Source organism: Hydrogenophaga sp. Root209 (genome assembly GCF_001428625.1).
GTDB lineage: Bacteria > Pseudomonadota > Gammaproteobacteria > Burkholderiales > Burkholderiaceae_C > Hydrogenophaga.
The window spans coordinates 20,283-42,539 of sequence record NZ_LMIE01000005.1 but is presented as its reverse complement, the minus strand read 5'-3'; the positions used below and the strand labels follow the sequence as shown (position 1 = coordinate 42,539).

Annotated in this window: 18 protein-coding genes; 12 read left to right on the top strand and 6 right to left on the bottom strand. The window is 66.7% G+C overall.

Annotated elements, in window-relative coordinates; genetic code table 11:
• Genes ASE11_RS05420 through ASE11_RS05410 form a run of 3 tightly spaced genes read left to right on the top strand, consistent with a single transcriptional unit; the run spans window position 1 to window position 2,605 of the window.
• Window positions 1-939 (top strand): PhzF family phenazine biosynthesis protein, encoded by a 939-nt coding sequence (locus tag ASE11_RS05420; RefSeq protein ID WP_056267521.1) that lies wholly within the window; start codon window positions 1-3, stop codon window positions 937-939.
• Window positions 936-1,631, top strand: a complete 696-nt coding sequence (locus tag ASE11_RS05415) for a VOC family protein (RefSeq protein WP_056267517.1) — start codon at window positions 936-938, stop codon at window positions 1,629-1,631. The genes ASE11_RS05420 and ASE11_RS05415 overlap by 4 nt, the downstream gene beginning before the upstream one ends.
• Complete coding sequence (locus tag ASE11_RS05410; RefSeq protein WP_056267513.1) at window positions 1,628-2,605, top strand: threonine dehydratase; 978 nt, start codon at window positions 1,628-1,630, stop codon at window positions 2,603-2,605. Before ASE11_RS05415 ends, ASE11_RS05410 begins: the two co-directional genes overlap by 4 nt.
• Here the strand turns inward: ASE11_RS05410 and ASE11_RS05405 are convergent.
• Window positions 2,591-4,924 (bottom strand): ATP-binding protein, encoded by a 2,334-nt coding sequence (locus ASE11_RS05405; protein WP_056267508.1) that lies wholly within the window; start codon window positions 4,922-4,924, stop codon window positions 2,591-2,593. The two genes, ASE11_RS05410 and ASE11_RS05405, sit on opposite strands and share 15 nt — an antisense overlap.
• A 199-nt stretch (window positions 4,925-5,123) precedes the next feature.
• On the opposite strand from ASE11_RS05405, the gene ASE11_RS05400 reads away from it, so the two are divergent.
• Window positions 5,124-5,807, top strand: coding sequence for a histidine phosphatase family protein (locus tag ASE11_RS05400; RefSeq protein WP_056268200.1), 684 nt, complete (start codon window positions 5,124-5,126; stop codon window positions 5,805-5,807).
• Between the two features lie 96 nt (window positions 5,808-5,903).
• Here the strand turns inward: ASE11_RS05400 and ASE11_RS05395 are convergent, their stop codons facing one another.
• Both ASE11_RS05395 and ASE11_RS05390 read right to left on the bottom strand, forming a co-directional pair.
• On the bottom strand, window positions 5,904-6,746 hold the full coding sequence (locus ASE11_RS05395; protein ID WP_056267505.1) for a creatininase family protein: 843 nt from the start codon (window positions 6,744-6,746) through the stop codon (window positions 5,904-5,906).
• On the bottom strand, window positions 6,743-7,981 hold the full coding sequence (locus tag ASE11_RS05390) for an SAM-dependent methyltransferase (protein ID WP_056268197.1): 1,239 nt from the start codon (window positions 7,979-7,981) through the stop codon (window positions 6,743-6,745). Before ASE11_RS05390 ends, ASE11_RS05395 begins: the two co-directional genes overlap by 4 nt.
• A 211-nt stretch (window positions 7,982-8,192) precedes the next feature.
• Between ASE11_RS05390 and ASE11_RS05385 the strand changes: the two genes are divergently transcribed.
• The 4 genes from ASE11_RS05385 (at window position 8,193) to priA (ending at window position 14,957) form a co-directional block, all read left to right on the top strand.
• Window positions 8,193-10,406 carry a protein-disulfide reductase DsbD family protein gene (locus ASE11_RS05385; protein WP_056267502.1) on the top strand — a complete coding sequence of 738 codons (2,214 nt, stop codon included), beginning with the start codon at window positions 8,193-8,195 and terminating at the stop codon, window positions 10,404-10,406.
• A 54-nt stretch (window positions 10,407-10,460) separates the two neighbouring features.
• The gene (locus ASE11_RS05380; RefSeq protein ID WP_056267499.1) at window positions 10,461-11,078 is read left to right on the top strand and encodes a thioredoxin family protein; all 618 of its coding nucleotides are present in this window, start codon (window positions 10,461-10,463) and stop codon (window positions 11,076-11,078) included.
• 190 nt (window positions 11,079-11,268) lie between these two features.
• Window positions 11,269-12,372, top strand: a complete 1,104-nt coding sequence (gene hemE, locus ASE11_RS05375; RefSeq protein WP_056267494.1) for a uroporphyrinogen decarboxylase — start codon at window positions 11,269-11,271, stop codon at window positions 12,370-12,372.
• A 476-nt stretch (window positions 12,373-12,848) separates the two neighbouring features.
• Entirely contained in the window at window positions 12,849-14,957 is a 2,109-nt protein-coding gene (gene priA / locus ASE11_RS05370) for a primosomal protein N' (protein ID WP_056267489.1), read from the top strand.
• Window positions 14,958-14,966: 9 nt separating this feature from the next.
• Here priA and ASE11_RS05365 read toward each other — a convergent pair whose 3' ends face one another.
• From ASE11_RS05365 to ASE11_RS05355, 3 genes are all read right to left on the bottom strand, one after another.
• Window positions 14,967-15,377, bottom strand: a complete 411-nt coding sequence (locus tag ASE11_RS05365) for a hypothetical protein (protein ID WP_056267486.1) — start codon at window positions 15,375-15,377, stop codon at window positions 14,967-14,969.
• Window positions 15,374-15,874: a GAF domain-containing protein gene (locus ASE11_RS05360; RefSeq protein ID WP_056267481.1), complete on the bottom strand. Its 501-nt coding sequence runs from the start codon at window positions 15,872-15,874 to the stop codon at window positions 15,374-15,376. The genes ASE11_RS05365 and ASE11_RS05360 overlap by 4 nt, the downstream gene beginning before the upstream one ends.
• A gap of 103 nt (window positions 15,875-15,977) precedes the next feature.
• Window positions 15,978-16,940 (bottom strand): AEC family transporter, encoded by a 963-nt coding sequence (locus tag ASE11_RS05355; RefSeq protein WP_056268194.1) that lies wholly within the window; start codon window positions 16,938-16,940, stop codon window positions 15,978-15,980.
• A gap of 97 nt (window positions 16,941-17,037) precedes the next feature.
• Here ASE11_RS05355 and ASE11_RS05350 point away from each other — a divergent pair, with 97 nt between their 5' ends.
• From ASE11_RS05350 to ASE11_RS05335, 4 genes are all read left to right on the top strand, one after another.
• Window positions 17,038-19,116 carry an ATP-dependent helicase gene (locus tag ASE11_RS05350; RefSeq protein WP_056268191.1) on the top strand — a complete coding sequence of 693 codons (2,079 nt, stop codon included), beginning with the start codon at window positions 17,038-17,040 and terminating at the stop codon, window positions 19,114-19,116.
• Window positions 19,113-19,598 (top strand): hypothetical protein, encoded by a 486-nt coding sequence (locus ASE11_RS05345; RefSeq protein ID WP_156406246.1) that lies wholly within the window; start codon window positions 19,113-19,115, stop codon window positions 19,596-19,598. The genes ASE11_RS05350 and ASE11_RS05345 overlap by 4 nt, the downstream gene beginning before the upstream one ends.
• A gap of 200 nt (window positions 19,599-19,798) precedes the next feature.
• Window positions 19,799-20,824 carry a PEP-CTERM sorting domain-containing protein gene (locus tag ASE11_RS05340; RefSeq protein ID WP_056267475.1) on the top strand — a complete coding sequence of 342 codons (1,026 nt, stop codon included), beginning with the start codon at window positions 19,799-19,801 and terminating at the stop codon, window positions 20,822-20,824.
• Between the two features lie 96 nt (window positions 20,825-20,920).
• Entirely contained in the window at window positions 20,921-22,234 is a 1,314-nt protein-coding gene (locus ASE11_RS05335; RefSeq protein ID WP_056267471.1) for a tetratricopeptide repeat protein, read from the top strand.
• Window positions 22,235-22,257: the final 23 nt, after the last annotated feature.

The window sequence follows — 22,257 nt, the reverse complement described above, 5'->3', positions numbered from 1 at the left end:
ATGACGCAACGCGCATTTCAACAAGTCGACGTGTTCACCGACACGCCGTATTTCGGCAACCCGCTGGCCGTGGTGCTCGACGGCAGCGGCCTGAGCACCGAAGCCATGCAGCGCTTCACCGACTGGACCAACCTCTCGGAATGCACTTTCGTGCTGCCCCCCACGAACGAAGGATTGGCGAATGGAGCCGACTACCGCGTTCGCATCTTCTGCCCGGGGCGCGAACTGCCGTTCGCCGGCCACCCCACGCTGGGCACCTGCCACGCGTGGTTGCAGGCCGGTGGACAACCGCGCGGTGAACACGTGGTGCAGGAATGCGGCGTGGGCCTCGTGCCGATCAGGCGCGACGGGCACATCGATCCGGCGCCGGGCCGCCCCAAGCCGGATCAGCCCCCTCGGGGGGCAGCGACCCGCGAAGCGGCGGAGCGTGGGGGCCAAGTTCGGCTGGCTTTTGCGGCGCCGCCCTTGCGCCGCAGCGGCCCGCTGGATGAAGCCGACGTGGCGCTGATCGCGCGTGGCCTGGGCCTGGCGCGCGACGACGTCGTGGCGCACGCGTGGTGCGAAAACGGCCCGCCCTGGCGCGGCGTGATGCTGCGCACGGCCGCGCAGGTGCTGGCCCTGAAGCCGAACGCCAGCATGCTCGCCGGGCTGGACGTCGGCGTGGTCGCGCCGCAGCCCGCGGGCGCGGACACGGCGTTCGAGGTGCGCGCCTTCTTCCACACTGTCAATGCACTGAGCGAAGACCCGGTCACCGGCAGCCTGAACGCGGCGGTGGCGCAGTGGCTCATTGGCGCGGGTCTGGCGCCCGATCGTTACGTGGCCGCGCAAGGCACGGCGATGGGCCGCGCCGGGCGCGTGTACATCGAGCGCGATGTCGACGGCACCATCTGGGTCGGCGGCGCTTCTGTCACCTGCATCAGCGGTCAGGTCACGGTGTGACGCCCCGCATCGACCACCTGGTGGTGGCCGCTCGCACCATCGAGGACGGCGTGAGCTGGTGCGAAGCCGCGCTGGGCATGCCGCCCGGCCCCGGCGGTGAACACCCCTTGTTCGGCACGCACAACCGGCTGCTCAAGCTGGACGATGGCAGCGACAAGGCACCGTACCTGGAGATCATCGCCATCGACCCGAAGGCCACGCCCACGCGCGCCAGCGGACTCAGGCGCTGGTTCGATCTGGACGACCCGGCCCTGCAGACCCGGCTGGCGCACGACGGCCCGCAGCTGGTGCACTGGGTGGCCAGCGTGCCCGACATCGACGCGTCGCTGGTGGCCTTGCAGGCCATCGGCATCCAGCGCGGGCCGGTGGTCAGCGCCTCGCGCCAGACAGCCCACGGCCTGCTGAAGTGGCGCATCAGCGTGCGTGACGACGGCCAGCGGCTGTTCAACGGCGTGTTGCCCACGCTCATCCAGTGGGGCTCGGCGCACCCCACCCAACACATGCCGCCCAGCGGCATCACGCTTCGCCAGTTGCGCCTGCGGCACGCGGGTGCGGCTGGTCTGCGCGCGGCGCTTCAGGCGCTGGGCCTGGAGGGGATGAGCGTGATGGAAGGCCACGAGGGCCCCGCCGGCCTCACCGCTGAACTCGACACCCCGGCCTGTGGCCGCCTCACCCTGATGTCACCTCCATGAACGCCAACCTGCCCTGCCTGGCCGACATCGAAGCCGCCGCCGAGGTGGTCTACCGCTCGTTCCAGGCCACGCCGCAGTACCGCTGGGCCACGCTGAGCGCGCGCCTGGGCACCCATTGCTGGGTCAAGCACGAGAACCACACGCCGGTGGGTGCATTCAAGATCCGCGGCGGCCTCACCTACTTCGACCAACTCAAGCAGCGCGGCGAACTGCCGCGTGAGGTGATGAGCGCCACGCGCGGCAACCACGGCCAGAGCATCGGCTGGGCGGCGCGCATGCACGACGTGGCCTGCACCATCGTCGTGCCGCGCGGCAACTCGGTGGAGAAGAATGCCGCCATGCGCGCCCTGGGCGCGACGCTGATCGAACATGGCGAGGACTTCCAGGAAAGCAGGGAACACGCCATCGCACTCGCCGCCGAGCGCAGCGCGCACATGGTGCCGAGTTTTCACGCCGACCTGCTGCGCGGTGTGAGCACCGCCTGGTGGGAGTTCTTTCGCGCCGTGCCGCAGATGGACGTGGTCTATGTGCCGGTGGGCCAGGGTTCGGGCGCGTGTTCGGCCATCGCCGCCAAGCTCGCGCTGCGCCACCCGGTGCGCATCGTGGGCGTGATCAGCGCCCACGCCACGACCTACGCCGACTCGTTGGCTGCGGGTCGCGTGGTGGCCTCGCCCGTGACCACCGTGCTGGCCGACGGCATGGCCTGCCGCGTGGCTGACCAGGCCGCGCTCGACGTGCTCGCACCGCACCTCGATCACATCGTGCAGGTGAGCGACACCGAGGTGGCCGAGGCCATGCGCATGTTGTTTGCCGACACGCACAACGTGGCCGAAGGCGCGGGCGCTGCCAGCTTTGCGGCAGCTTGGCAGGAGCGCGCTGCGCTCAAAGGACAGGTGGTGGGCACCACCCTGTGTGGTGGCAATGTGGACAGCGCGACGCTGGCCACCGTCCTCAAAGCGTCAAACGGGTTCTGAGCGAACCAACCGCGCCACCACTTCACAGAAGGCCTCGACCGCGTCGGTCTTGAACACCACCTCGCGCACCCCGGCGGCCCTGGATTCGGCCTGCAGTTCGTCGGTGATGTAGCCCGAGGCCACGGCCACGGGCAGTTGCGGGTTGATCTCCAACACCGCCTTGGCCACTTCCAGACCCGACATGCCGGGCATGTTGAAGTCGGTCAGCAGCAATTGAAAACCCGTGGGCGAGGCCCGCACCGCGTCGATGGCCTGTGTCTGCGAGGTGAACGCCGTGACGCGGTAGCCCCGGCGCTCAAGCAGGCGGCGCACGAGAAACACCAACGTATCGTCGTCGTCCAGGTAGAGGATGTGAGGTGGAACCACGGAAGGGTCGTCGGCCATGGCGAGGTCAGATGTGGTGCTGGATACGGTTGGGGATAAAGGCGGTTCGAAACCCATTGTGACGGGTTCGAGCGACCTCAGGGCAGGGGTGGTTTCACCCTGGCATTCGGGCTCGCCAGGGGCAGCGGGAAAAAACAGGGTGAACGTGGTGCCCCCACCGGGGTGGGTGTCGACCTCGATCGCGCCTCCGTGCACCTGCACGATGCCCAGCACGACCGGCAGGCCCAGACCCGTGCCCTGGCCCACCGCCTTGGTGGTGAAGAAGGGCTCGAATATCCGGTTGCGCACGGCCTCGGTCATGCCGCTGCCGTTGTCCGTCACGCGCAAACGCACGGCGCCCACATCGAGTCGGGCGCAGGTCTGGGCGAGCTCTGCGGGCAACAATGAGGAGGTGTTGGCCAGGCCGTCGATGCGGCATTCGATGCGACCGGGCTGACCGTCCAGCGCATGAATGGCGTTGGTGCACAGGTTGACGAGCACCTGGCCGATCTGGGTCGCGTCGGCCTCGATGGACAAGTTGTCGGGCGCGCACGATTGCACCAGCTCCACCTGGGGTGGCATGACCCCGCGCAACAGGGTGCAGGACTCTGCCAGGATGGTGCACACGTTGACCCGCATGCGCTGTACCGGCTGCTGGCGGCTGAACGCCAGGATCTGGCGCACCAGTTCGCGCCCGCGGCGCGCGGCGGTGCTGATCTCGTGCAGGCTCTCGCACGAGGCGGCGTCGGGCGGCAAGTCCTGTCGCGCCAGATCGGCGTTGCCCAGGATGGCGGCCAGGATGTTGTTGAAGTCGTGCGCCACGCCCCCGGCCAGCGTGCCCAGCGCTTCCATCTTCTGGGACTGCGCGAGCTGCGACTGCAGGTGCTTTTGCTGGGCCTGCGCGTTCTTCAGCGAGGTGATGTCGATGAAGGTCAGAACCACATGGCGCAATCCACCCTGCGCGTTGTTCTCGGGGTAGGCATTGCACAGCGCCCAGTGCACGCCCTCGCCGGCCGCCTGTGGCATGCCGATCACCACGCTGCGCACCGGCTGGCCCGTGGCGAGAACGCGCTCGAACGGCATTTCGTGCCGGCGCATCGGCTGGCCGTCCTCTCGAAGCATCTGCCAGCCGTCCGCCGAAGGTTCGGCCAAGGCACGGTTCGCACCCCCTTCGCTCCAACCCAGGAAGCGCCGGGCGGCGGTGTTGATGCTGGACAAGGTGTGATCGGGCCGAAACACCATCACGCCCGCGCTGAGGTTGTCGATCAGGGCGCGTGAATCGGCCTCCCGCTGCTGGAGGCCCTGGCGCGCCTTGTCGCCGTCCATGCGCAGGCGGTAGGACACCAGCGCGCCATACAACACCACCCGCAGCAGTTTCGTGAGCAGGAAGAAGAAGATGAACGACGGCGCCATGGCGTCCTGAGACATGCCGAGCACCTGCAAGCTGACGGCAAAGCTCACCACGCCGCAGAACTCAAGCACTGTGAGCGCCTTGAGCGCTTGCATCTCGGGCACGCGGCGCCGCGGGTCGGCGCGCCGGATTTCGAGGTACGAGCAGACCACAATCATCAGCATCGACGTGGTGAACACCGTTTGTCGAGCTACGTGCAGTTCCCACTCGATCAGGAAGAAGAGCGTCACACAGAAGAACGCCAGGGTGCCGGCGAGGATGGGCAGCAGCGGTCGAGACGTGCCGACATAGCTCCGGAACCCGAGCCAGCCGCACAAGGCACTGACCATCAGCGCGGTGTTGCCCACGGGAAAGCTCACCGCATCGGGCAAGGCATCGCGCGACCACAGCATCAGCGAGCCCAGGATGCCCAGCACGGCAGACAGCGACCACCACCCCGGGCCACCGATGGCGGGATAACGACGCATCTGGGCCCAGAAGGCCAGTGCAATCAGAAAGTCGACGCCCACCCGCAAGGCCAGCAGGGTCGGCAGGTCAAGAGTCATGGGAGGGGAGCAAGGCCAACATTGCATTTATTGAAGCACAGCGCGCCCGGGTCATCGTCTGGATAAACACCCCAAAGGCCCCGGTGTTCGGCGCAACGGTCGGCAATCCTTGCTGGACAGACGCCTCCGCGACTCCGCAGGCACCCGCAGTCGCTGTCGGGACAAAGCACCACTGAGGCGCGGACCCAGAATGCCCGTCATGGGAACGCTCTACCTTGTGCGCCACGGCCAGGCCTCGTTTGGCGCGGACGACTACGACCAGCTCAGCGAGATGGGCCACCGACAGAGCCGCCGGCTGGGGGAGTACTGGGCCGAACGCGGCGTGGTCTTCGATGCCGTCATCACTGGCACGCTCAAGCGCCACGCCCAGACCTGGGCCGGCATCGCCGAGGGAGCGAAGCTGAGCGAAGAGGCCCTGGCCTGGCCAGGCCTCAACGAGTACGACAGCGAAGCCGTGATTCGCGCAATCCACCCGCATCCACTGGAGAAGCCGCGTTCGGCCGAAGAAGCGCCCGAGCTCTACCGTCACCATTTCCGACTGCTGCGCGATGGACTCACCCAGTGGATGGCGGGCACCGTGAGCCCGCAGGGCATGCCCAGCTACATCGATTTTGTGCACGGCGTCACCAGCGCGCTGGACCACGTGCGGGCGAAACACCACGGGCAGAACGTGTTGCTGGTGTCCAGCGGCGGGCCGATCTCCACCGCCGTGGGCCAGGTGCTGGGCCTGAGTCCGGAGGCCACGATCGAGCTGAACCTGCGCATCCGCAACAGTGCGGTGACCGAATTCCAGTTCAACCCCAAGCGGCACACGCTGCTGTCCTACAACACGCTGCCGCACCTCGATCATCAGGACTTCAAGTCCTGGATCACCTACGCCTGAAGTCTGTTGCCCCCACGTTCCCCCGCTGCGCGAGGTCCGCTGCCCCCCCGTGAGGGCTGATCCGCCTTGGGGCGGCCCGGCGGCGGATCGGCTGCGTTATGTGGCGGGTGGGTACGCGGTGCGATCAGTCAGGGTGTCCTCGGGCAACTGGTCGATCTCGCTCAACAGGCGCGCCAGCGCACGCCCCGCCGCCGCCAACACCGCGCGACCCTTCTCGGCCGTCGCCGAGGTCGCATTGCCCACCGCGCCATGGGCGTTGTAGTCCTGCATCTGCCAGCCCAGCTTGGCGCTCTTGCCGTTGCCCAGGATGCTGAATTGACCGGCGCGGTCCTGTGACTTCGACGCGAAGTTGGCGGCGTGTTGCATGCGGACCCTGTCCTGTGAGAGCGCCAGCATCAGCGAGGTTTCAATCTCCCCGGCGTGGATGCCGAAACGGTGTTCCTCGTTGCTGAACATCGCATTCAAGTCGCGGCCGGCCTCATCCAGCAGCGGCAGATGGAACCAGTTCACGCTGTAGACCAGCATGCCCAGCCGGGCGCGCAGGTCGCGCGCCACCACATCCATCAGGCCCACCTGCCCACCGTGCGCGTTGAAGAGCACCAGCTTCTTCACGCCGCTGGCCGCCACGCACTCGCCGATCTCGGTCCACAGGCGCAGCACCGTTTCGGCTTTCAGCGTGAGCGTGCCGGCGAAGCGCGTGTGTTCGGGCGAGTAGCCCACGGCTTGCGTGGGCAAGAACAGCGCGGGCAGATCCGGCGCGATGTGCGGGATGCTCGCGGCGACCACGCCGTTGGCGATGTCGGTGTCCACCGACAGAGGCAGGTGCGGGCCGTGCTGCTCGATCGCGGCCACGGGCAGCACGGCCATGGCGCGCGCCTTGTCCAGCAAGTCAAAGTCGGCGGTGGTGAGGTCGGACCAGTGGCGCAGGGGGCTTGTCATGTGCCGATCTTACGATCGGCATACATCCAGTGACGCGACCAGGGCAACTCGGTGGCCGGCTGCCCGGCCGCGCGACACAGCACTTGGTAGATCGCCACCTCATCGTGCTCGAACGCCCAGGCACATCCGGCCAGGTAGATGCGCCAGATGCGCCAGCGTTTCTCGTCCACCAGCGGCTTGATCCGCGCCGTGTTCGCCTCGAAGGCCTCGCTCCAGAGCTGCGTGGTGCGCATGTAATGGCGGCGCAGGTTTTCCACATCGAAGGCTTCCAGTCCGCCCTCCTGCAGGGTACGCAAGACGGTGCTGATGTGCGGCACCTCGCCGCGCGGGAACACGTAGCGGTCGATGAAATGGCCGCCTCCATGGCGCGTTTCGCCGTCGTATGCATCGGTGCTGGTGATGCCGTGGTTCATGGCCCAGCCGTCGGGCTTGAGCAACGAGCGGATGCGGGTGAAGTACGGCACGAGATGGTCCAGGCCCACGTGCTCGAACATGCCCACGCTGGTGATGCGGTCGAAAGGTCCGTCCTGCACGTCGCGGTAATCCTGCAGACGGATGTCGATGCGGTCCTGAAGCCCGGCCGCGCGCACACGCTCACGCGCCAGATCGAACTGGTTCTGCGACAGCGTGACACCCACGCACTGCGCGCCGAACTTCTCTGCCGCGCGCAGCACCAGCGCACCCCAGCCACAGCCGATGTCGAGCAGACGCTGACCCGGTTGCAGGCGGATCTTGTTCAGGATGTGATCGATCTTCTGGATCTGCGCCTGGTCCAGCGTTTCGTCGCCTCGCTCGAAATACCCACACGAATACACCATGCCTTCGCCCAGCCACTGAGCATAGAAGTCATTGGACACGTCGTAGTGGTACTGGATGGCCTCGCTGTCGCTCTCGCGCGTGTGGCCGAAGCGCCGGCGCAGCCGGCCGAGCAGCCCACCCTCGGGTTGCGCGTGTTCGGCCAGACCGTGCGCCACAGCCAGGATGTCCGGCACCGAGCCTTCCACGTCGATCAGCCCTTCCACATAGGCCTGGCCGAGTGTGTCCAGCCCCGGGTCGATCAGCAGCGGCAGGGCGGAGGCATCGCGCACGCGGATCTCCACCTGCGGTTGTTCAAAATCGCCCAGCGAAAGCGAGGAGGCGCCGCGCTCACCCCAACTCAGGCGAACCGGCAGGTTCACCCGGGTTTTCATGCGTTGCGCCCAAGGCAGCAGCGCGCGTTCGACGATCGATCCCATGCACACCTCCATGCGGGCCTGACCCAGCTTGTGATCCGGGTTGTACCCAATTGAGCAGAAGCTGTGAAGAGCCCGGGGCTCACGCACAGTCGACAAGACAGAAAAACAGCGGTGACTTATATTCAAAAGCCGCCGCGCACGGCAGTCCGAGGAACTTGGGCGAGCCCGGCCGCTCACACCGTTCGCCGCCTCTTGTCCACACCCGATCCCGATGCAGTTCCCCACCGAATTCAGAATCTCCGCCGCCCTGCGCCTGCTGGGCGCCTGGCTGCTCGCCGCCACCCTGCCCTGGGGTGTGGCCGCGCAGGGTTTGCTCGGAGGCAGCGCGGCCAGCGTGACGGTGGTGAAGAGCGACCAGGCGCGTGCCGAACTGGTGGCGCATGCGCCGGACGGCGCCGGACCGGGCCAACCCGTCTGGGTCGGCCTGCAGCTCACACACGCCCCCGAATGGCACACCTACTGGAAGAATTCGGGTGATTCCGGCCTGCCCACCGAACTGCGCTGGACGCTGCCGCCCGGTGTGAGCGCCGGCGAGATCGCCTGGCCCACACCACGCAAGTTCCCGATCGGCAACCTGGCCAACTACGGCTTTGACGGCACCGTGGTGCTGCCGGTGCCCCTGACCGTGAGCCCGGACTTCAAAGGCGACGCGATCGACGTGCAGCTCTACGCCGCGTGGTTGGTCTGCCGCAAGGAGTGCATTCCGGAAGAGGGCAACTTCGCGCTGCGCATCCCCGTGCAAGGCTCGACCGGGAGCAACGGTGCCGCCTTCGAGGCCAGCTTCCAGGCCGCGCCCAAAGACCAACCCGCTGCGGGCAGCCAGCTGCAGCCCGAAGCCGGTTTCGTCAACGTGTCGCTGGCGAATCTGCCCGCCGCCTGGCGCGGCAAGACGCTGGAGTTTTATCCCGAAACCACCGGCCTGATCGAACCCGGCGCCCCCTGGACCCAGGCCTGGGACGGCACGCGCTGGACCGCCCGTGTGCCGCTGTCGCCGCACCGCAGTGAAAGTCCGGCCCAACTCGCGCTGGTGGTGGCCCAAGCCAACCCGCCCGGCCAGGGGCCGGGTGCCGCTGGTGTCCGCCTGGAGGTGCCGGTGCAGGGCGCCTGGCCCGCACCGGCTCCCCTGCCGGCCGCCGTGCCCGACGCGCTGCAGGCCGCGCTGGACGCCAACGCCGCGCGCGCCGCCGCGCCGGTGAACAGCGCCACCGCGCTCACCTTGGGCGCGGCCTTGCTGGGCGCGCTGCTCGGCGGCCTGATCCTCAACCTCATGCCCTGCGTGTTCCCGGTGCTGGCGATCAAGGTCATGGCTTTCGCGAAACACGCCAACGACCGCCATGCCCACCGCGCCCACGGACTGGCTTACACCGCGGGCGTGGTGCTCTCGTTCACCGCGCTGGGCGCCTTGCTGCTGGGCCTGCGCGCCGCAGGCGAGCAGCTGGGCTGGGGATTCCAGCTGCAAAGCCCGGCCGTGGTGGCGGGTCTGGCCGTGCTGTTCACCCTGATCGGCCTGAACCTGGCCGGTCTGTTCGAGGTCGGCAACGTGCTGCCCAGCCGCCTGGCCAGCCTGCAGGCCAGGAACCCCACGGTGGACGCCTTCCTCACCGGCGTGCTGGCCACGGCCATCGCCTCGCCGTGCACTGCGCCGTTCATGGGCGCCTCGCTGGGCCTGGCCATCGGCCTGCCCGCTGCGCAGGCGCTGGCCGTGTTTGCGGTGTTGGGCCTGGGCATGGCGCTGCCGTACCTCGCCGCCAGCTGGATTCCGGCGGTGGCGCGCGCCCTGCCTCGCCCTGGCGTCTGGATGGACACCTTCCGCCGCGGCATGGCCTTCCCGATGTTTGCCACCGTGGTCTGGCTGCTGTGGGTGCTGGGCCAGCAAAGCGGCATCGACGGCGCGGCCGGGCTGCTCATGCTGCTGGTCGTGCTGGCCCTGCTGGTCTGGTCACTCGGCCTGCGCGGCAGGAGCCGCACGGCCCTCGCCGGTCTGTCCCTCGCCGGTCTGGCCTGGTTGGGCTGGGTGATCGGGCCCAACGTCACACGCCTGCAGGAGTCCGCGCCCGGCCAAGCCGTGGCGACCGCACAAGATGGCGTGAGCTGGCAAACCTGGAGCCCCGAGGCGCAAGCCACCCTGGTGGCGTCGGGCCGCCCGGTGTTCGTCGATTTCACCGCCGCCTGGTGCGTGACCTGCCAGTACAACAAGCGCACCACGCTGGCCGATGCGGCGGTGCTCGGCGACATCGCCGGCAAAAACGTGGCGCTGCTGCGTGCCGACTGGACGCGCCGCGACCCGGCGGTGACCGCCGCGCTGGCCACATTGGGCCGCAACGGCGTGCCGGTGTATGCGATCTACAAGAACGGACAAGCACCGCAGGTGCTGTCCGAAGTGCTGAGCGTGGAGGAGGTCCGAGCGGCATTGTCCAGGCTTTGAACCTGCGCGGTCGTCGTTTCGTCCGTCATTGACACGTCTTCAGGAGACATCGCCATGCAACGCCGCCCCATCATTGCCCTGACCGCGCTCACACCCTTTGCCAGCCTGCTGCCCGCCACCGCCCGGGCCGCCAGCGTGGGCCAGGCCGCGCCCGACTTCACCCTGATGGACACCACCGGCAAGCCGGTGAAACTGTCGCAGTTCAAGGGCAAGCCGGTGGTGCTGGAGTGGAACAACCCGGACTGCCCGTTCGTGAAGAAGCACTACCAGGGCAACATGCAGGCCCTGCAAAAAGAAGTCACGGGTCAGGGTGCCATCTGGCTGGCCATCAACTCCACGCGCGACGACAGCAGCGACTACATGGCGCCCGCCCAACTCGGCCGCTGGATGACCGAGCAGAAAGACAGCCCCACCGCCGCCCTGATGGACGAGGACGGCAAGGTGGGCCAGGCCTATGCGGCGCGTGTCACGCCACACATGTACATCGTCAACGCGCAGGGCGTGCTGGTGTATGCCGGCGGCATCGACAGCATCGCCTCGGCCCGGGTGGACGATATCCCCAAGGCCACCAACTATGTGCGCCAGGCCATGGCGGAGATTCAGGCCGGCAAACCGGTGAGCGTGGCCACGAGCCGCGCCTACGGCTGTAGCGTGAAGTACCAGACGGCGTAAACGCCGTACCCCCCGCGTCGCCTTCGGCGCCCCCCCCTGGGAGTGGGGCGACACCTGGGGCCGGTGGAGCCGGGCCCGCGGTGTCTCTGGGTGGGTGTCGCGTCTTGCAGTGCGGGTCGCGCTCCGGCACGGTTTCCTGAGACCGGGATAATCCCCTTACCCCTGCCACTATTCCCGACACCGTCACCCCATGCCCTTTGCTCCTCTGCAGAACGACAGCTTCCTTCGCGCCTGCCTGCGCCAGTCCACCGATCACACGCCGGTGTGGCTCATGCGCCAGGCCGGGCGCTACCTGCCCGAATACCGCGCCACGCGCGCCAAGGCCGGCAGCTTCATGGGACTGGCCACGAATGTGGACCACGCCACCGAAGTGACGCTGCAGCCACTGGAGCGCTACGCGCTGGACGCGGCCATCCTGTTCAGTGACATCCTCACGGTGCCCGACGCCATGGGCCTGGGCCTGTCGTTCGCGCTGGGCGAAGGCCCGAAGTTCGCGAAGACGGTGCGCACCGAGGCCGACGTGGATTCGCTGGCCGTGCCCGACATGGACAAACTGCGCTATGTGTTCGACGCCGTCACGTCCATCCGCAAGGCCTTGAACGGCCGCGTGCCGTTGATCGGTTTCTCGGGCAGCCCCTGGACGCTGGCCTGCTACATGGTCGAGGGAGGTGGTTCCGATGACTACCGCGCGGTCAAGACGCTGATGTACAGCCGCCCGGACCTGATGCACCGCATCCTGGCCATCAACGCGGATTCGGTGGCGGTCTACCTGAACGCGCAGATCGACGCCGGCGCGCAGGCCGTGATGGTGTTCGACAGCTGGGGCGGCGTGCTGGCCGACGGCAACTTCCAGCAATTCAGCCTGGCCTACACCAAGCGCGTGCTGGCCCAGCTCAAGCGCGAACACGACGGCGTGGTGATTCCGCGCATCGTCTTCACCAAGGGTGGTGGCCTCTGGCTCGACGACATGAAGACCCTGGACTGCCACGCACTCGGCCTGGACTGGACCGTGAATCTGGCCAAAGCCCGCGCGCAAGTGGGCGAAGGCCCGGACGGCAAAGCCCTGCAGGGCAACATCGATCCCAACGTGCTGTTTGCGCAGCCCGGGCAGATCGACGCCGAAGTGGCGCGCGTGCTGGAGAGCTTCGGCCCGCCCCACCAAGGCCCGGGCACCGGCGCCACCCACATCTTCAACCTGGGCCACGGCATCAGTCAGTACACGCCTCCAGAGCACGTGTCGACCCTGGTGGACGCGGTGCACACCCATTCGAAGCGCCTGCGCGCGGCCGGCTGAGCCGGTCCATGGCGGACAAGCGCTCCGGTTGTTGCTCCGGTTTTCAGAGCCTCAACCGCAGTTTTGGCGCGGGATACGGCGAACGCCCGAAGGATTTCAGGTAGGCCGAAAGGCGTCATGAAACCGTCATGACCCCGGCGCAATGCCGGCCATTAACACAAAACATGCCGAAAAACGCACTTGACAAGCTTTACTTATGCACAAAATTTTTGCTGCGGTGCGCCATGAACCCCGAACACCCATGCAAGCCGTTCCTCACGGTGGATTCTCTTGCAAGTTGTTGATTCATATAGATTTTGCAATCTGCTTTTTTTGAAGGCAGTTTAAGCAAAGCCTTGATTCTCAAGGGCTGCGGCGTCGGAAAATGAATCTATCAACAAAGTTATCCACAGAAAATCTGGATATGTCCCGATGCTGAGCCAAATCAACGACTTACGCCGCATTCCGACAGTTCAACTGAGGAAGAACCGCTAACCATGGCTTTCTGGCCCAGCGTCGTGGTGGCCACCCCCGCCCACAGCGGGGTGGGCGCCAGCCTGACCTACCGAAGTGAGTTGCCGCTCGCTCCCGGCACGCTGGTGCGGGTGCCGCTGGGCGCCCGCGAGGTGCTCGGTGTGGTGTGGGACTGCCCGACCACCTCGCCCGAGGGACTGACCGAAGCGCAGACCAAAGCGGTGGCCGGCATGCTTGAAGGCCTGCCGCCGCTCAACGAGCGCTGGCGCCAGTTGGTGAAATTTGCCGCCCAGTACTACCAGCGCAGCCTGGGCGAGGTGGCGCTCGCCGCGCTGCCACCGCAGCTGCGCGACCTGAGCAACGTGCAACTGGCGCGCCGGCTCAAGCGCCGGTCGAAGGCGGGCGTGGGCGGGAGCCTCCCGGCAGGCGATGTGGCGGATGGCCACGACCTCAGCGACGAACAGCGCCTGGCACTGGACGCCCTGGCATTGGCGGCGGCGCCCGTGCTGCTGTTTGGCGCCACCGGCAGCGGCAAGACCGAGGTCTACCTGCAGGCCACGCAGCGCGCGCTGCAGGCCCATGCCGACGCTCAAGTGCTGGTGATGGTGCCGGAGATCAACCTCACACCGCAGCTGGAAGCGCGTTTTCGCGAACGCTTCGAGCCCCTGTGCGGCGCAGGCGCGGTGGTGTGCCTGCACAGCGGCATGACGCCGGCGCAGCGCCTGTCCAGCTGGCTTGCGGCCCACACGGGGCAGGCGCGCATCGTGCTGGGCACGCGCATGGCCGTTCTGGCCAGCCTGCCCGGGCTGCGTTTGATCGTGGTCGACGAGGAGCACGACCCCAGCTACAAGAGCCAGGAAGGCGCGCGTTACTCGGCGCGCGATCTGGCGGTGTACCGGGGCAAGGTGGAGTCGGAGGCACTGGCAGCGGATGAGCGCTGCCAGGTGGTGCTCGGCTCGGCCACGCCGTCGCTGGAGAGCTGGCACGCGGCCGACCAGGGCCGCTATCTGCGGCTGGCCATGCCGGCGCGTATCGGCGGCGGCGCACTGCCACGCCTGCGGTTGGTCGACATGAACCACCAGCCCAAGGGCGCCGTGCTGGCCCCGCCCCTGATTGCTGCGATGGCCGAGCGCATCGGGCGTGGTGAGCAGTGCCTGGTGCTGCTGAACCGGCGCGGCTATGCCCCGGTGCTGGCCTGCCACGACTGCGGCTGGAAGAGCCAGTGCGCGCACTGCAGCGCCTTTCGTGTGTTCCACAAGCTCGACCGCACACTGCGCTGCCACCATTGCGGCTTCACCGAACGCGTGCCGCGCGCTTGCCCCGACTGCGGCAACCTCGACATCGCGCCCGTGGGCCGCGGCACCGAACAGGTCGAAGAACAGCTCGCCGGGTTGCTGGCCGACGTGAAACGCCCCGACGGCGGGCCCGCGCGCGTTGCGCGCATGGACGCCGACTCAACCCGCCTCAAGGGCAGCCTGGAGATGCAGCTGGCCACCATGCACAGTGGCGAAGTCGACGTGCTGGTGGGCACGCAGATGATCGCCAAGGGTCACGACTTCCGGCGCATCACCCTGGTGGCCAGCATCAACGCCGACTCGGGCCTGTTCGCCAGCGACTATCGGGCGCCCGAGCGCCTGTTTGCGCTGCTCATGCAGGCGGCCGGGCGCGCCGGGCGCGACGCGGCCCAGAGTGCGGCGAGTGAAATGTGGGTGCAGACCTGGTACCCGCAGCACCCGCTGTTCGCCTCGCTCAAGCAACACGACTTTCCCGCGTTCGCCACCACCCAGTTGGCCGAACGATTGAGCGCCGGCATGCCGCCCTACGGACACCAGGCGCTGCTGCGCGCCGACGCGCGCACCCAGCAGGCTGCCCAGGCCTACCTCAACGCGGCGGCGAAGGCGGCCGTGGGTTTGCCGCATTTCGACGACGTCACCCTCTACCCGGCGGTGCCACTCACCATCCAGCGCGTGGCCAATGTGGAACGTGCCCAGTTGCTGGTGGAAGCCGCCTCGCGCGGCGCGCTGCAGCGCTTTCTGGCCGCATGGCAGCCGGTGCTGCTGGAGAGCCGCGGTCTGCCCGAGACGCGGGGGTTGATCCGCTTTGCGGTGGATGTGGATCCGCTGGTGATCTGAGGCACCCCTTCAGGCGTCGATCTTTTCCTCGGCGGGCCACAGCTGCTCGACCGTCTGGACCACGTCGCGCAACTTGAAAGGCTGCAGCAAGAAGCGGCGGACCTCCAGCTCCTTCAGCCGCTTCAACATGGCTGCGTCGCACGCCGGCGCCATCACCGCCACCGGAATGCCGGCTTCGCAACGGAAGTCTCCGGCGCGCAGACGGCCCAGGAGTTCCAGAGCCGCATCCGGATCGGCCAGGGACAACATCAACCCGTCGGCCTCCCAGGTTCGCAACCACTGTTCGCCCATCACCAGGCTGGTCGCCTGGTGCATGCGCACGATCTCCAGCTCTCGACACACGGAAGCCACGGTGCTTCGCACGAGTCCGTCGGGCTCGATCAGCAAAACATGGATGGACGGGGCACCGGCCGCGCTCACGTCAAAGCCTCCTCGCGGCGAAACATCTCTTCCACCACCAGGTCGCGCAGCCCTCCCAGGATCGCCACATCCAGCTTGTCGAACACCCGTGGACGTCGGTCCATGATGCAAAAGGTACCGACGATCTGGCCATACGGCAGGCGCAGCAAGGCCCCGGCGTAGAACCGCACATACGGCTCCCCGATCACCATGGGGTTGTCTTCAAAACGCGGGTCTTTCAAAGCATCGTGCACCACCAGCGTCTCGGACATGTTGACCGCATGGCCACAAAACGAGATGTCACGCGAGGTCTCGCACAAGTCCATGCCGAAACTCGACTTGAACCACTGTCGATCCCGATCCACCAGCGAGACCAAGGCCATCGGAACGTCGAACTCCTTCGCGGCAAACGCCGAAATGCGATCGAAGCGCTCCTCGGGTGGTGTGTCCAGGATCAGAAGCTCTCGCAGGGCCTGCAGGCGCTGCTTCTCGTTGTGGGGCAAAGGGGCCAGAATCATGGTGTTCTCCGTACGCGTCGCCGGCTGAGGCCTTCAACCGATCATCGAGCCGCGGGTTTCACTGTGTATCGGCCCCTGCGCCGAAAAACTGAAGCCCAACGCTTCAGGTCATCAACGACACGGCGCCCGAAAACGTGAAGAAGGCTGCGGCGGTCGTCACCAGGATGATGCGGGCGATGCGCCCGTTGTCCGCGCCGAAGCGTTCGGCCAGCAACGAGACGTTGCTCGCGCTCGGCAAAGCCGCCACCAGCACCATCACCGTGAGCGCGGCCGGCGAAAGCGGCACGCCGAGCTGGATCGCCGCCGACCCCACCGCGAGCACCAGCAGCGGGTGCAGAACCAGTTTCATCAGCGCCACCGGCAGGTAATCCGACAGCGGCATCGGGTGGCTGGACTGCATCTGCGCGCGTGCCAGCACCGCGCCGATGGTGAACAGCGCCACCGGCGAGGCTGCATCGGCCAGCAGCCAGACGGTCTGCTCGACCGGTTTGGGCAAGGTGAACGCGTAAGCAGAGGCCACCGCGCCCAGGATGATGGACCAGGGCATCGGATTGGCCAGCACACCGCGCAAGGCCTTCTTGCCCGCGTCCAGCATGGCCTGCCCACCATGCCCTTCGCCCTCGTCCAGGCGCGAAAGCGCAATGCACAGCGAACTGGTGATCACCATGTCGACCAGCATGGTCACGATCACCGTGCCGGCCACCTGCGCGCCCAGCAGCGCGGCCAACAACGGAACACCCATGAAGCCGGTGTTGGGGAAGGCCGCCACCAAGGCGCCGAGCGAAGCGTCGTTCCAGCGGATGCGTGTGTTCAAGGTCATGGCCACCGCGAACGCCACCATCACCAAGGCGCACAGCAGGTAGACACCCACGACCGAGGGGTCGAGCAATTCAGCGATCGGCGTGGTGGAACCGAATCGGTACAGCAAACAAGGCAATGCGAAGAACAACACGAATCCGTTGAGCCCCGGGATGGCCTCCAACGGCAGCATCTTGCGGCGGGCAGCCACGAAGCCGGCCAGCACCAGCGCAAAAAACGGAAATGTGACGAGCAGGATATTGAGCACGGGCGCCATTGTGTCAGGCGAGGCTTCCCATGCGGCCCCAACCCCTGCCGGTATGATTCACCGCTCTGTTTTCGATGCGCTCACCGTCCCCTTTTCCATGTCCAACGGCCTGAACCTTGCCCAGCTTGAAGCCGTGAACCACCTGGGGGGGCCATGCCTGGTGCTCGCGGGTGCCGGCTCGGGCAAGACACGCGTGATCACGCACAAGATCGGCCGGCTCATTCAGGCCGGCCTGGCGGCCGATCGCATCGCCGCCATCACCTTCACCAACAAGGCCGCCGCCGAGATGCGCGAACGCGCCAAGCAACTGGTGGGGCGTGACGCAAAGAAGGTGCTGATCTGCACCTTCCACGCGCTGGGCGTGCGCCTGCTGCGAGAAGACGGCGCGGCGCTGGGACTGAAGAAGCAGTTCTCCATCCTCGACACCGACGACATCACCAGCCTGCTGAAGGACTGCGGCGGCACCACCGACGCGGCCACCGCGCGCGGCTGGCAGTGGGCCATCAGCGCGCTCAAGAGCGCAGGCCTGAATTCGTCGCAGGCGCTCGCGCAGGCCAAGGACGAGAACGAGCGCGTGACCGCGACCATCATGGGCCGCTACGAAGAGCGCCTGACGGCCTACCAGAGCGTGGACTTCGACGATCTGATCTCGCTGCCGCTCAAGCTGCTCACCGAGCACCTCGATGTGCGCGAGCGCTGGCAGAAGAAAATGGGCCACGTTCTGGTGGACGAGTACCAGGACACCAACGCCACGCAATACGAGCTGCTCAAGCTGCTGGTGGGTGAGCGCGCGCGCTTCACCGCGGTGGGCGACGACGACCAGTCCATCTACGGCTGGCGCGGCGCCACGCTGGACAACCTCAAGCGCCTGCCGCAGGACTACCCCGAGCTCAAGGTCATCAAGCTGGAACAGAACTACCGCTCCACCAGCGCCATCCTGCGCGCGGCCAACAACGTGATCGGCCCCAACCCCAAGCTGTTTCCCAAGACGCTGTGGAGCGACCTGGGCGAAGGCGAACCGGTGCGAGTGGTGGACGCCGACAACGAAGAGCATGAGGCAGAGCGAGCCGTGGCACGCATCCAGAGCCTGCGTTCGAACTCGCAGCACAAGGAGTTTCGCGACTTTGCCATCCTCTACCGCGCCAACCACATGGCGCGCTCGTTCGAGCAGTCGCTGCGCCGCGCGCAGATTCCCTACAAGGTCTCGGGCGGGCAAAGCTTTTTCGACAAGGCCGAGATCCGCGACCTGTGCGCTTGGCTGCGCCTGTTGGTCAACAACGACGACGACCCGGCCTTCCTGCGCTCGGCCACCACACCCAAGCGCGGCATCGGCCACACCACGCTGCAGGCGCTGGGCACCTTCGCCACCCAATACAAGCTCAGTCTGTTCGAGGCGCTGTTCTCAAACTCGCTGAGCAGCGCCCTGCCCGCGCGCGCCGTGGCCACGCTGCACGAATTCGGCCGTGCGGTGAACGAGTTGGAATACCGCGCCAAGCACACGGTGGGTCACGAGGCCGCGCGAGCCTTCCTCACCGAATGGCTCAAGGACATCGCGTACGAGAAGCACCTGTACGACAGCGAGGACAACGAGAAGGTGGCTGCAGCCCGCTGGACCAACGTGATGGACTTCTGCGACTGGGTCGCCGGGCGCTGCGGAGGCCAGATCGAGGACGAAGCCGGCGTGCAGGTGGAGAGTGAACGCAAGAGCCTGATGGAAGTCGTACAGACGATTGCGCTGCTTTCCACGCTCTCAGAACGCGAGAAGGACCAGAACGTGGTGACGCTCTCCACCTTGCACGCATCGAAAGGCCTGGAGTGGCCGCACGTGATGCTGGTCGGTGTGAACGAAGGCCTGCTGCCGTTCAAGATGGACGAGGAGCCCGGCCAGAGCGACGCCGCCGCCGAGAGCATGGCGCAGCGCCTGCAGGAAGAGCGCCGCCTCATGTACGTGGGCATCACGCGCGCGCAACGCACGCTCGCGGTGAGCTGGCTCAAGCGGCGCAAGAAGGGCCGCGAGAGCATCCCGGGCCAGGCCAGCCGCTTCATCAAGGAAATGGCGCTGGACCAGGCCACCACCAAAGAAGACCCGCGCGAGAAACTGCGCGCCCTGCGCGCCGAGTTCGCCCAGCGAGCCACCGACCAGGCCGCGCAAAAGGCGGCCGACATCGCTCCATGAAGACACGTCGGCACCACGGGCTCGCAACAGCCGCTATGGCGCTCGCCATCAGCCTGCCTGCCACGGCCCAAACCCCGGCGGTGGGCTGCACCTCGCCCGCCGACATGGCGCCGGCCCAGCTCTACGGTCTGTGGCAGCTTGTGCTGTGGCCACAGACCAGCGGCAGCGAAGCCGCGCCAGCCTCCACCGGCGCGCTCCTGTTCGAACGCCACCCCGAGTACCCGGGCAGTGTGCGAGGCAGCCTCAAGCGCTCCACCCCCGGCAACGATCGACAGGCCCTGGTCTCAGGCGATGTGACCAGCGGCGAATTCAACCTCGACGAATCGGCCGATGGCGTGAACATGGACGCCGTGTGGGAAGGCAACGTGACTGCCTCCGGCTGCGGCCAGGAACTGCGCGGCATCCGCCGCCCCGCCGAAGGCCGGCCTGCGGGCGAGCCGGTGATGAACTTCGTGTTGAAAAAGGCGCCTGGCTGGCGCTGAGCGTTCGTTCCCGGCACTGTGATCGAGTTCGCCTGATACCCAGGTATGTATGTCGAACGGCTTTACAGCCCGGAAGGGCAAGTTGCCAAAAATCATTACAAGTCATTGATTTTGCTTGGCTTCAAAAGCTGGCCCAACCTTTGCTATCAGGTGATCCGACGGGGCAATACCGCCGTATGTATAGCTAAAAGGACGTTCCCATGAAACTCATCAACTCCTCCGTTGCCGCGGCCATTCTGGCCATTGGCAGCATCGCGGCGGGCGCGGCACATGCTGGCACCGTCATCTACAACAACGCCGTTCCCGCCAACGCAACGGTGGCGCTGGGCGTGAACGACGATGGCTCGTTGAACACGACGACGGGCAACATCGTCTCGAACTCAAGCGCAACGGGCCTTGCCTACAACTTTGGCAGCCCTACAGCCTCCGACTGGCGTGACTCGACTTCCCCCGGCTGCTTTTGCGAAGGTTGGGGCGTGTCGGTGAACGGCACCACGAGCGGCTACGCCAACGTGTCCACCGACGGTGGCGCCACCAACCTGACTTTTGGCGCCGCCACGGGTGTCAGCACCACCACCGTGACGACCATGGCGTCCCTGACCAGCCTGTCTGGCCTGACCGTGACCCAGGCGTATGCCGTGTCGGGTGCCACCAGTGCGCTGTTCCAGAACACGGTGACGATCACCAACAACACCGGCGCCGCCGTGAATGATGTGAAGTACGTTCGCGTGATGGACTGGGACATTCCTCCCACGGAGTTCGATGAATACGTCACCATCAAGGGCACGGCCACGACCACGCTGCTCGAGAAATCACACAACAACGGATTCAACACCGCGAACCCACTGATCGACTTTGGCGCGCGCGACCCAGCCACTGTCGATGTTGATTTCACCGACAACGGGATCGATGATCATGGCGCTTACTTCCGGTTCAACTTCGGCACGCTGGAAGATGGCGAAAGCTACACCTTCGAAGTCTTCTACGGCGCCGCAGGCAACGAGGCCGATGCACTGGCCGCAGTGGCCGCTGCAGACATCGAGCTCTACTCGTTCGGTCAGTCATCGCGCGGTGGAGAAATCACGGGCTCCCCAGCAACCTTCATCTTCGGCTTCAGTGGCGTGGGCGGCATCCCGGTCGGCGAAGTGCCCGAGCCAGGTTCGCTGGCCTTGGTTGGCCTCGCGCTGGCTGGTCTGTGCTACGCACGCCGTCGCAAGCAAGCCTGAACCTCGCACCTGAGGCGCCTGGAGCGTCTTGGCAGAAAACCCCCGCACCACCCCGGTTCGGGGGTTTTTTCATGGGCATGCCGCTAAGATCACTTCATGAAACACCAGCTCCGCTTTGCTTCTTTTCGGCCACTGCCCGTTGTGGCGCTGGTGATTGTCCTGCTGGCAGGCACCACCGACGACCTCGTGGCAGCGCCGGTGGTGAACGACATATCCAAGCCAGGCAGCGGTGCGACAACAGAGGCTTATCAGCGCGGCATCGAGGCCCTGGGCAAGGGTGATCTGAAGGTCGCCGAGTCCAACTTTCGCAGCGCGCTGCGACAGGACCCCAAGATGGTCTCGGCGCTGCTGGGTCTGGGCGAGGTCGCGTTCCTCTCCAGGCGAGTCGATGACGCCGGCCGATGGATCGAACAGGCGGTGAAAGCCGACCCGAAGGACGCCAATGCACAAGCGTCCTGGGGCCGGTTTCTGGCACTCAAGGGCCGACACGCCGAAGCTGAAGTGGCCTTGAAACAGGCGGCTGCGCTGGATGCGAAGGCTTTGCGCCCGCGCATCGATCTGGCAGACATGCTGCTCTCGCGCGGTGACGCTGAAGGCGCCATCGTGCTCTACCGCGAGGCGCTCACGATCTCGCCCGAGCACCCGGGCGCACGCTATGCACTGGGGCAGGCGCTGCTGAAAGCCGGCTACCCGGCGGCGGCGGCGGCGGAATTGACTCGGGCTGTGTCACTGGCCAAGGGCAATCCGCTCCCGCTGGTGGCATTGGCACGCGCCGAGTTCGCGCGACAACAACCTGACGCAGCGATGGCAGCCGTGGACCAGGCACTGAGGATTCAGCCGAGCCTCGTCGAAGCGCTCATCCTCAAGGGCGATCTGCTGGACAGCCGAGGCTTGCCCGAGCCAGCCCTGAAGCATTACGAGCGAGCCGCACAGCTGGCGCCCAAGCTGGCACTGCCGCACTTGCGCGCCGGCATGATCCAGCAGCAGCGCGGCCAACTCGATGCCGCGACACAGGCATATCAACGGACCATCGTGCTTGACCCGAAGCAGCCCGTTGCACTGAACAACCTCGCAGCGCTGGCCGTCGAGCGCAAGCAGAACCTGAAGCAGGCCGAGGGTTGGGCACGCCGCGCAGTTGCAGCGGTGCCGCGCGCGGCGCAGTTTCATGACACGCTGGCAACCGTGTTGCTTACGCAGGGCGACCGCAAAGGGGCCATCGCCTCATTCAAGACTGCAACGGAATTGGCTCCCAAGGATCCATCGATCCGCTACCACCTCGGCAAGGCCCTCGCCGAAGCCGGCGACAAGGCGCAAGCACGCAAGACACTGCAGGAGGCGCTGTCGCTGACGCCCAACTTCCCCGCAGCCGCCGACGCACAGAAACTGCTCGACAGTCTCGGCACGCCCTGAGCGCGCATCTGCGGACTGGTTCC

Excerpts from the sequence above, each read along its gene's own strand:
- ASE11_RS05420 (WP_056267521.1), top strand. The coding sequence starts at position 1 with ATGACGCAACGCGCATTTCAACAAGTCGACGTGTTCACCGACACGCCG.
- ASE11_RS05410 (WP_056267513.1), top strand. The coding sequence starts at position 1,628 with ATGAACGCCAACCTGCCCTGCCTGGCCGACATCGAAGCCGCCGCCGAG.
- ASE11_RS05405 (WP_056267508.1), bottom strand. The coding sequence starts at position 4,924 with ATGACTCTTGACCTGCCGACCCTGCTGGCCTTGCGGGTGGGCGTCGAC.
- ASE11_RS05400 (WP_056268200.1), top strand. The coding sequence starts at position 5,124 with ATGGGAACGCTCTACCTTGTGCGCCACGGCCAGGCCTCGTTTGGCGCG.
- ASE11_RS05395 (WP_056267505.1), bottom strand. The coding sequence starts at position 6,746 with ATGACAAGCCCCCTGCGCCACTGGTCCGACCTCACCACCGCCGACTTT.
- ASE11_RS05390 (WP_056268197.1), bottom strand. The coding sequence starts at position 7,981 with ATGGGATCGATCGTCGAACGCGCGCTGCTGCCTTGGGCGCAACGCATG.
- ASE11_RS05385 (WP_056267502.1), top strand. The coding sequence starts at position 8,193 with ATGCAGTTCCCCACCGAATTCAGAATCTCCGCCGCCCTGCGCCTGCTG.
- ASE11_RS05380 (WP_056267499.1), top strand. The coding sequence starts at position 10,461 with ATGCAACGCCGCCCCATCATTGCCCTGACCGCGCTCACACCCTTTGCC.
- hemE (WP_056267494.1), top strand. The coding sequence starts at position 11,269 with ATGCCCTTTGCTCCTCTGCAGAACGACAGCTTCCTTCGCGCCTGCCTG.
- priA (WP_056267489.1), top strand. The coding sequence starts at position 12,849 with ATGGCTTTCTGGCCCAGCGTCGTGGTGGCCACCCCCGCCCACAGCGGG.
- ASE11_RS05360 (WP_056267481.1), bottom strand. The coding sequence starts at position 15,874 with ATGATTCTGGCCCCTTTGCCCCACAACGAGAAGCAGCGCCTGCAGGCC.
- ASE11_RS05350 (WP_056268191.1), top strand. The coding sequence starts at position 17,038 with ATGTCCAACGGCCTGAACCTTGCCCAGCTTGAAGCCGTGAACCACCTG.
- ASE11_RS05345 (WP_156406246.1), top strand. The coding sequence starts at position 19,113 with ATGAAGACACGTCGGCACCACGGGCTCGCAACAGCCGCTATGGCGCTC.
- ASE11_RS05340 (WP_056267475.1), top strand. The coding sequence starts at position 19,799 with ATGAAACTCATCAACTCCTCCGTTGCCGCGGCCATTCTGGCCATTGGC.
- ASE11_RS05335 (WP_056267471.1), top strand. The coding sequence starts at position 20,921 with ATGAAACACCAGCTCCGCTTTGCTTCTTTTCGGCCACTGCCCGTTGTG.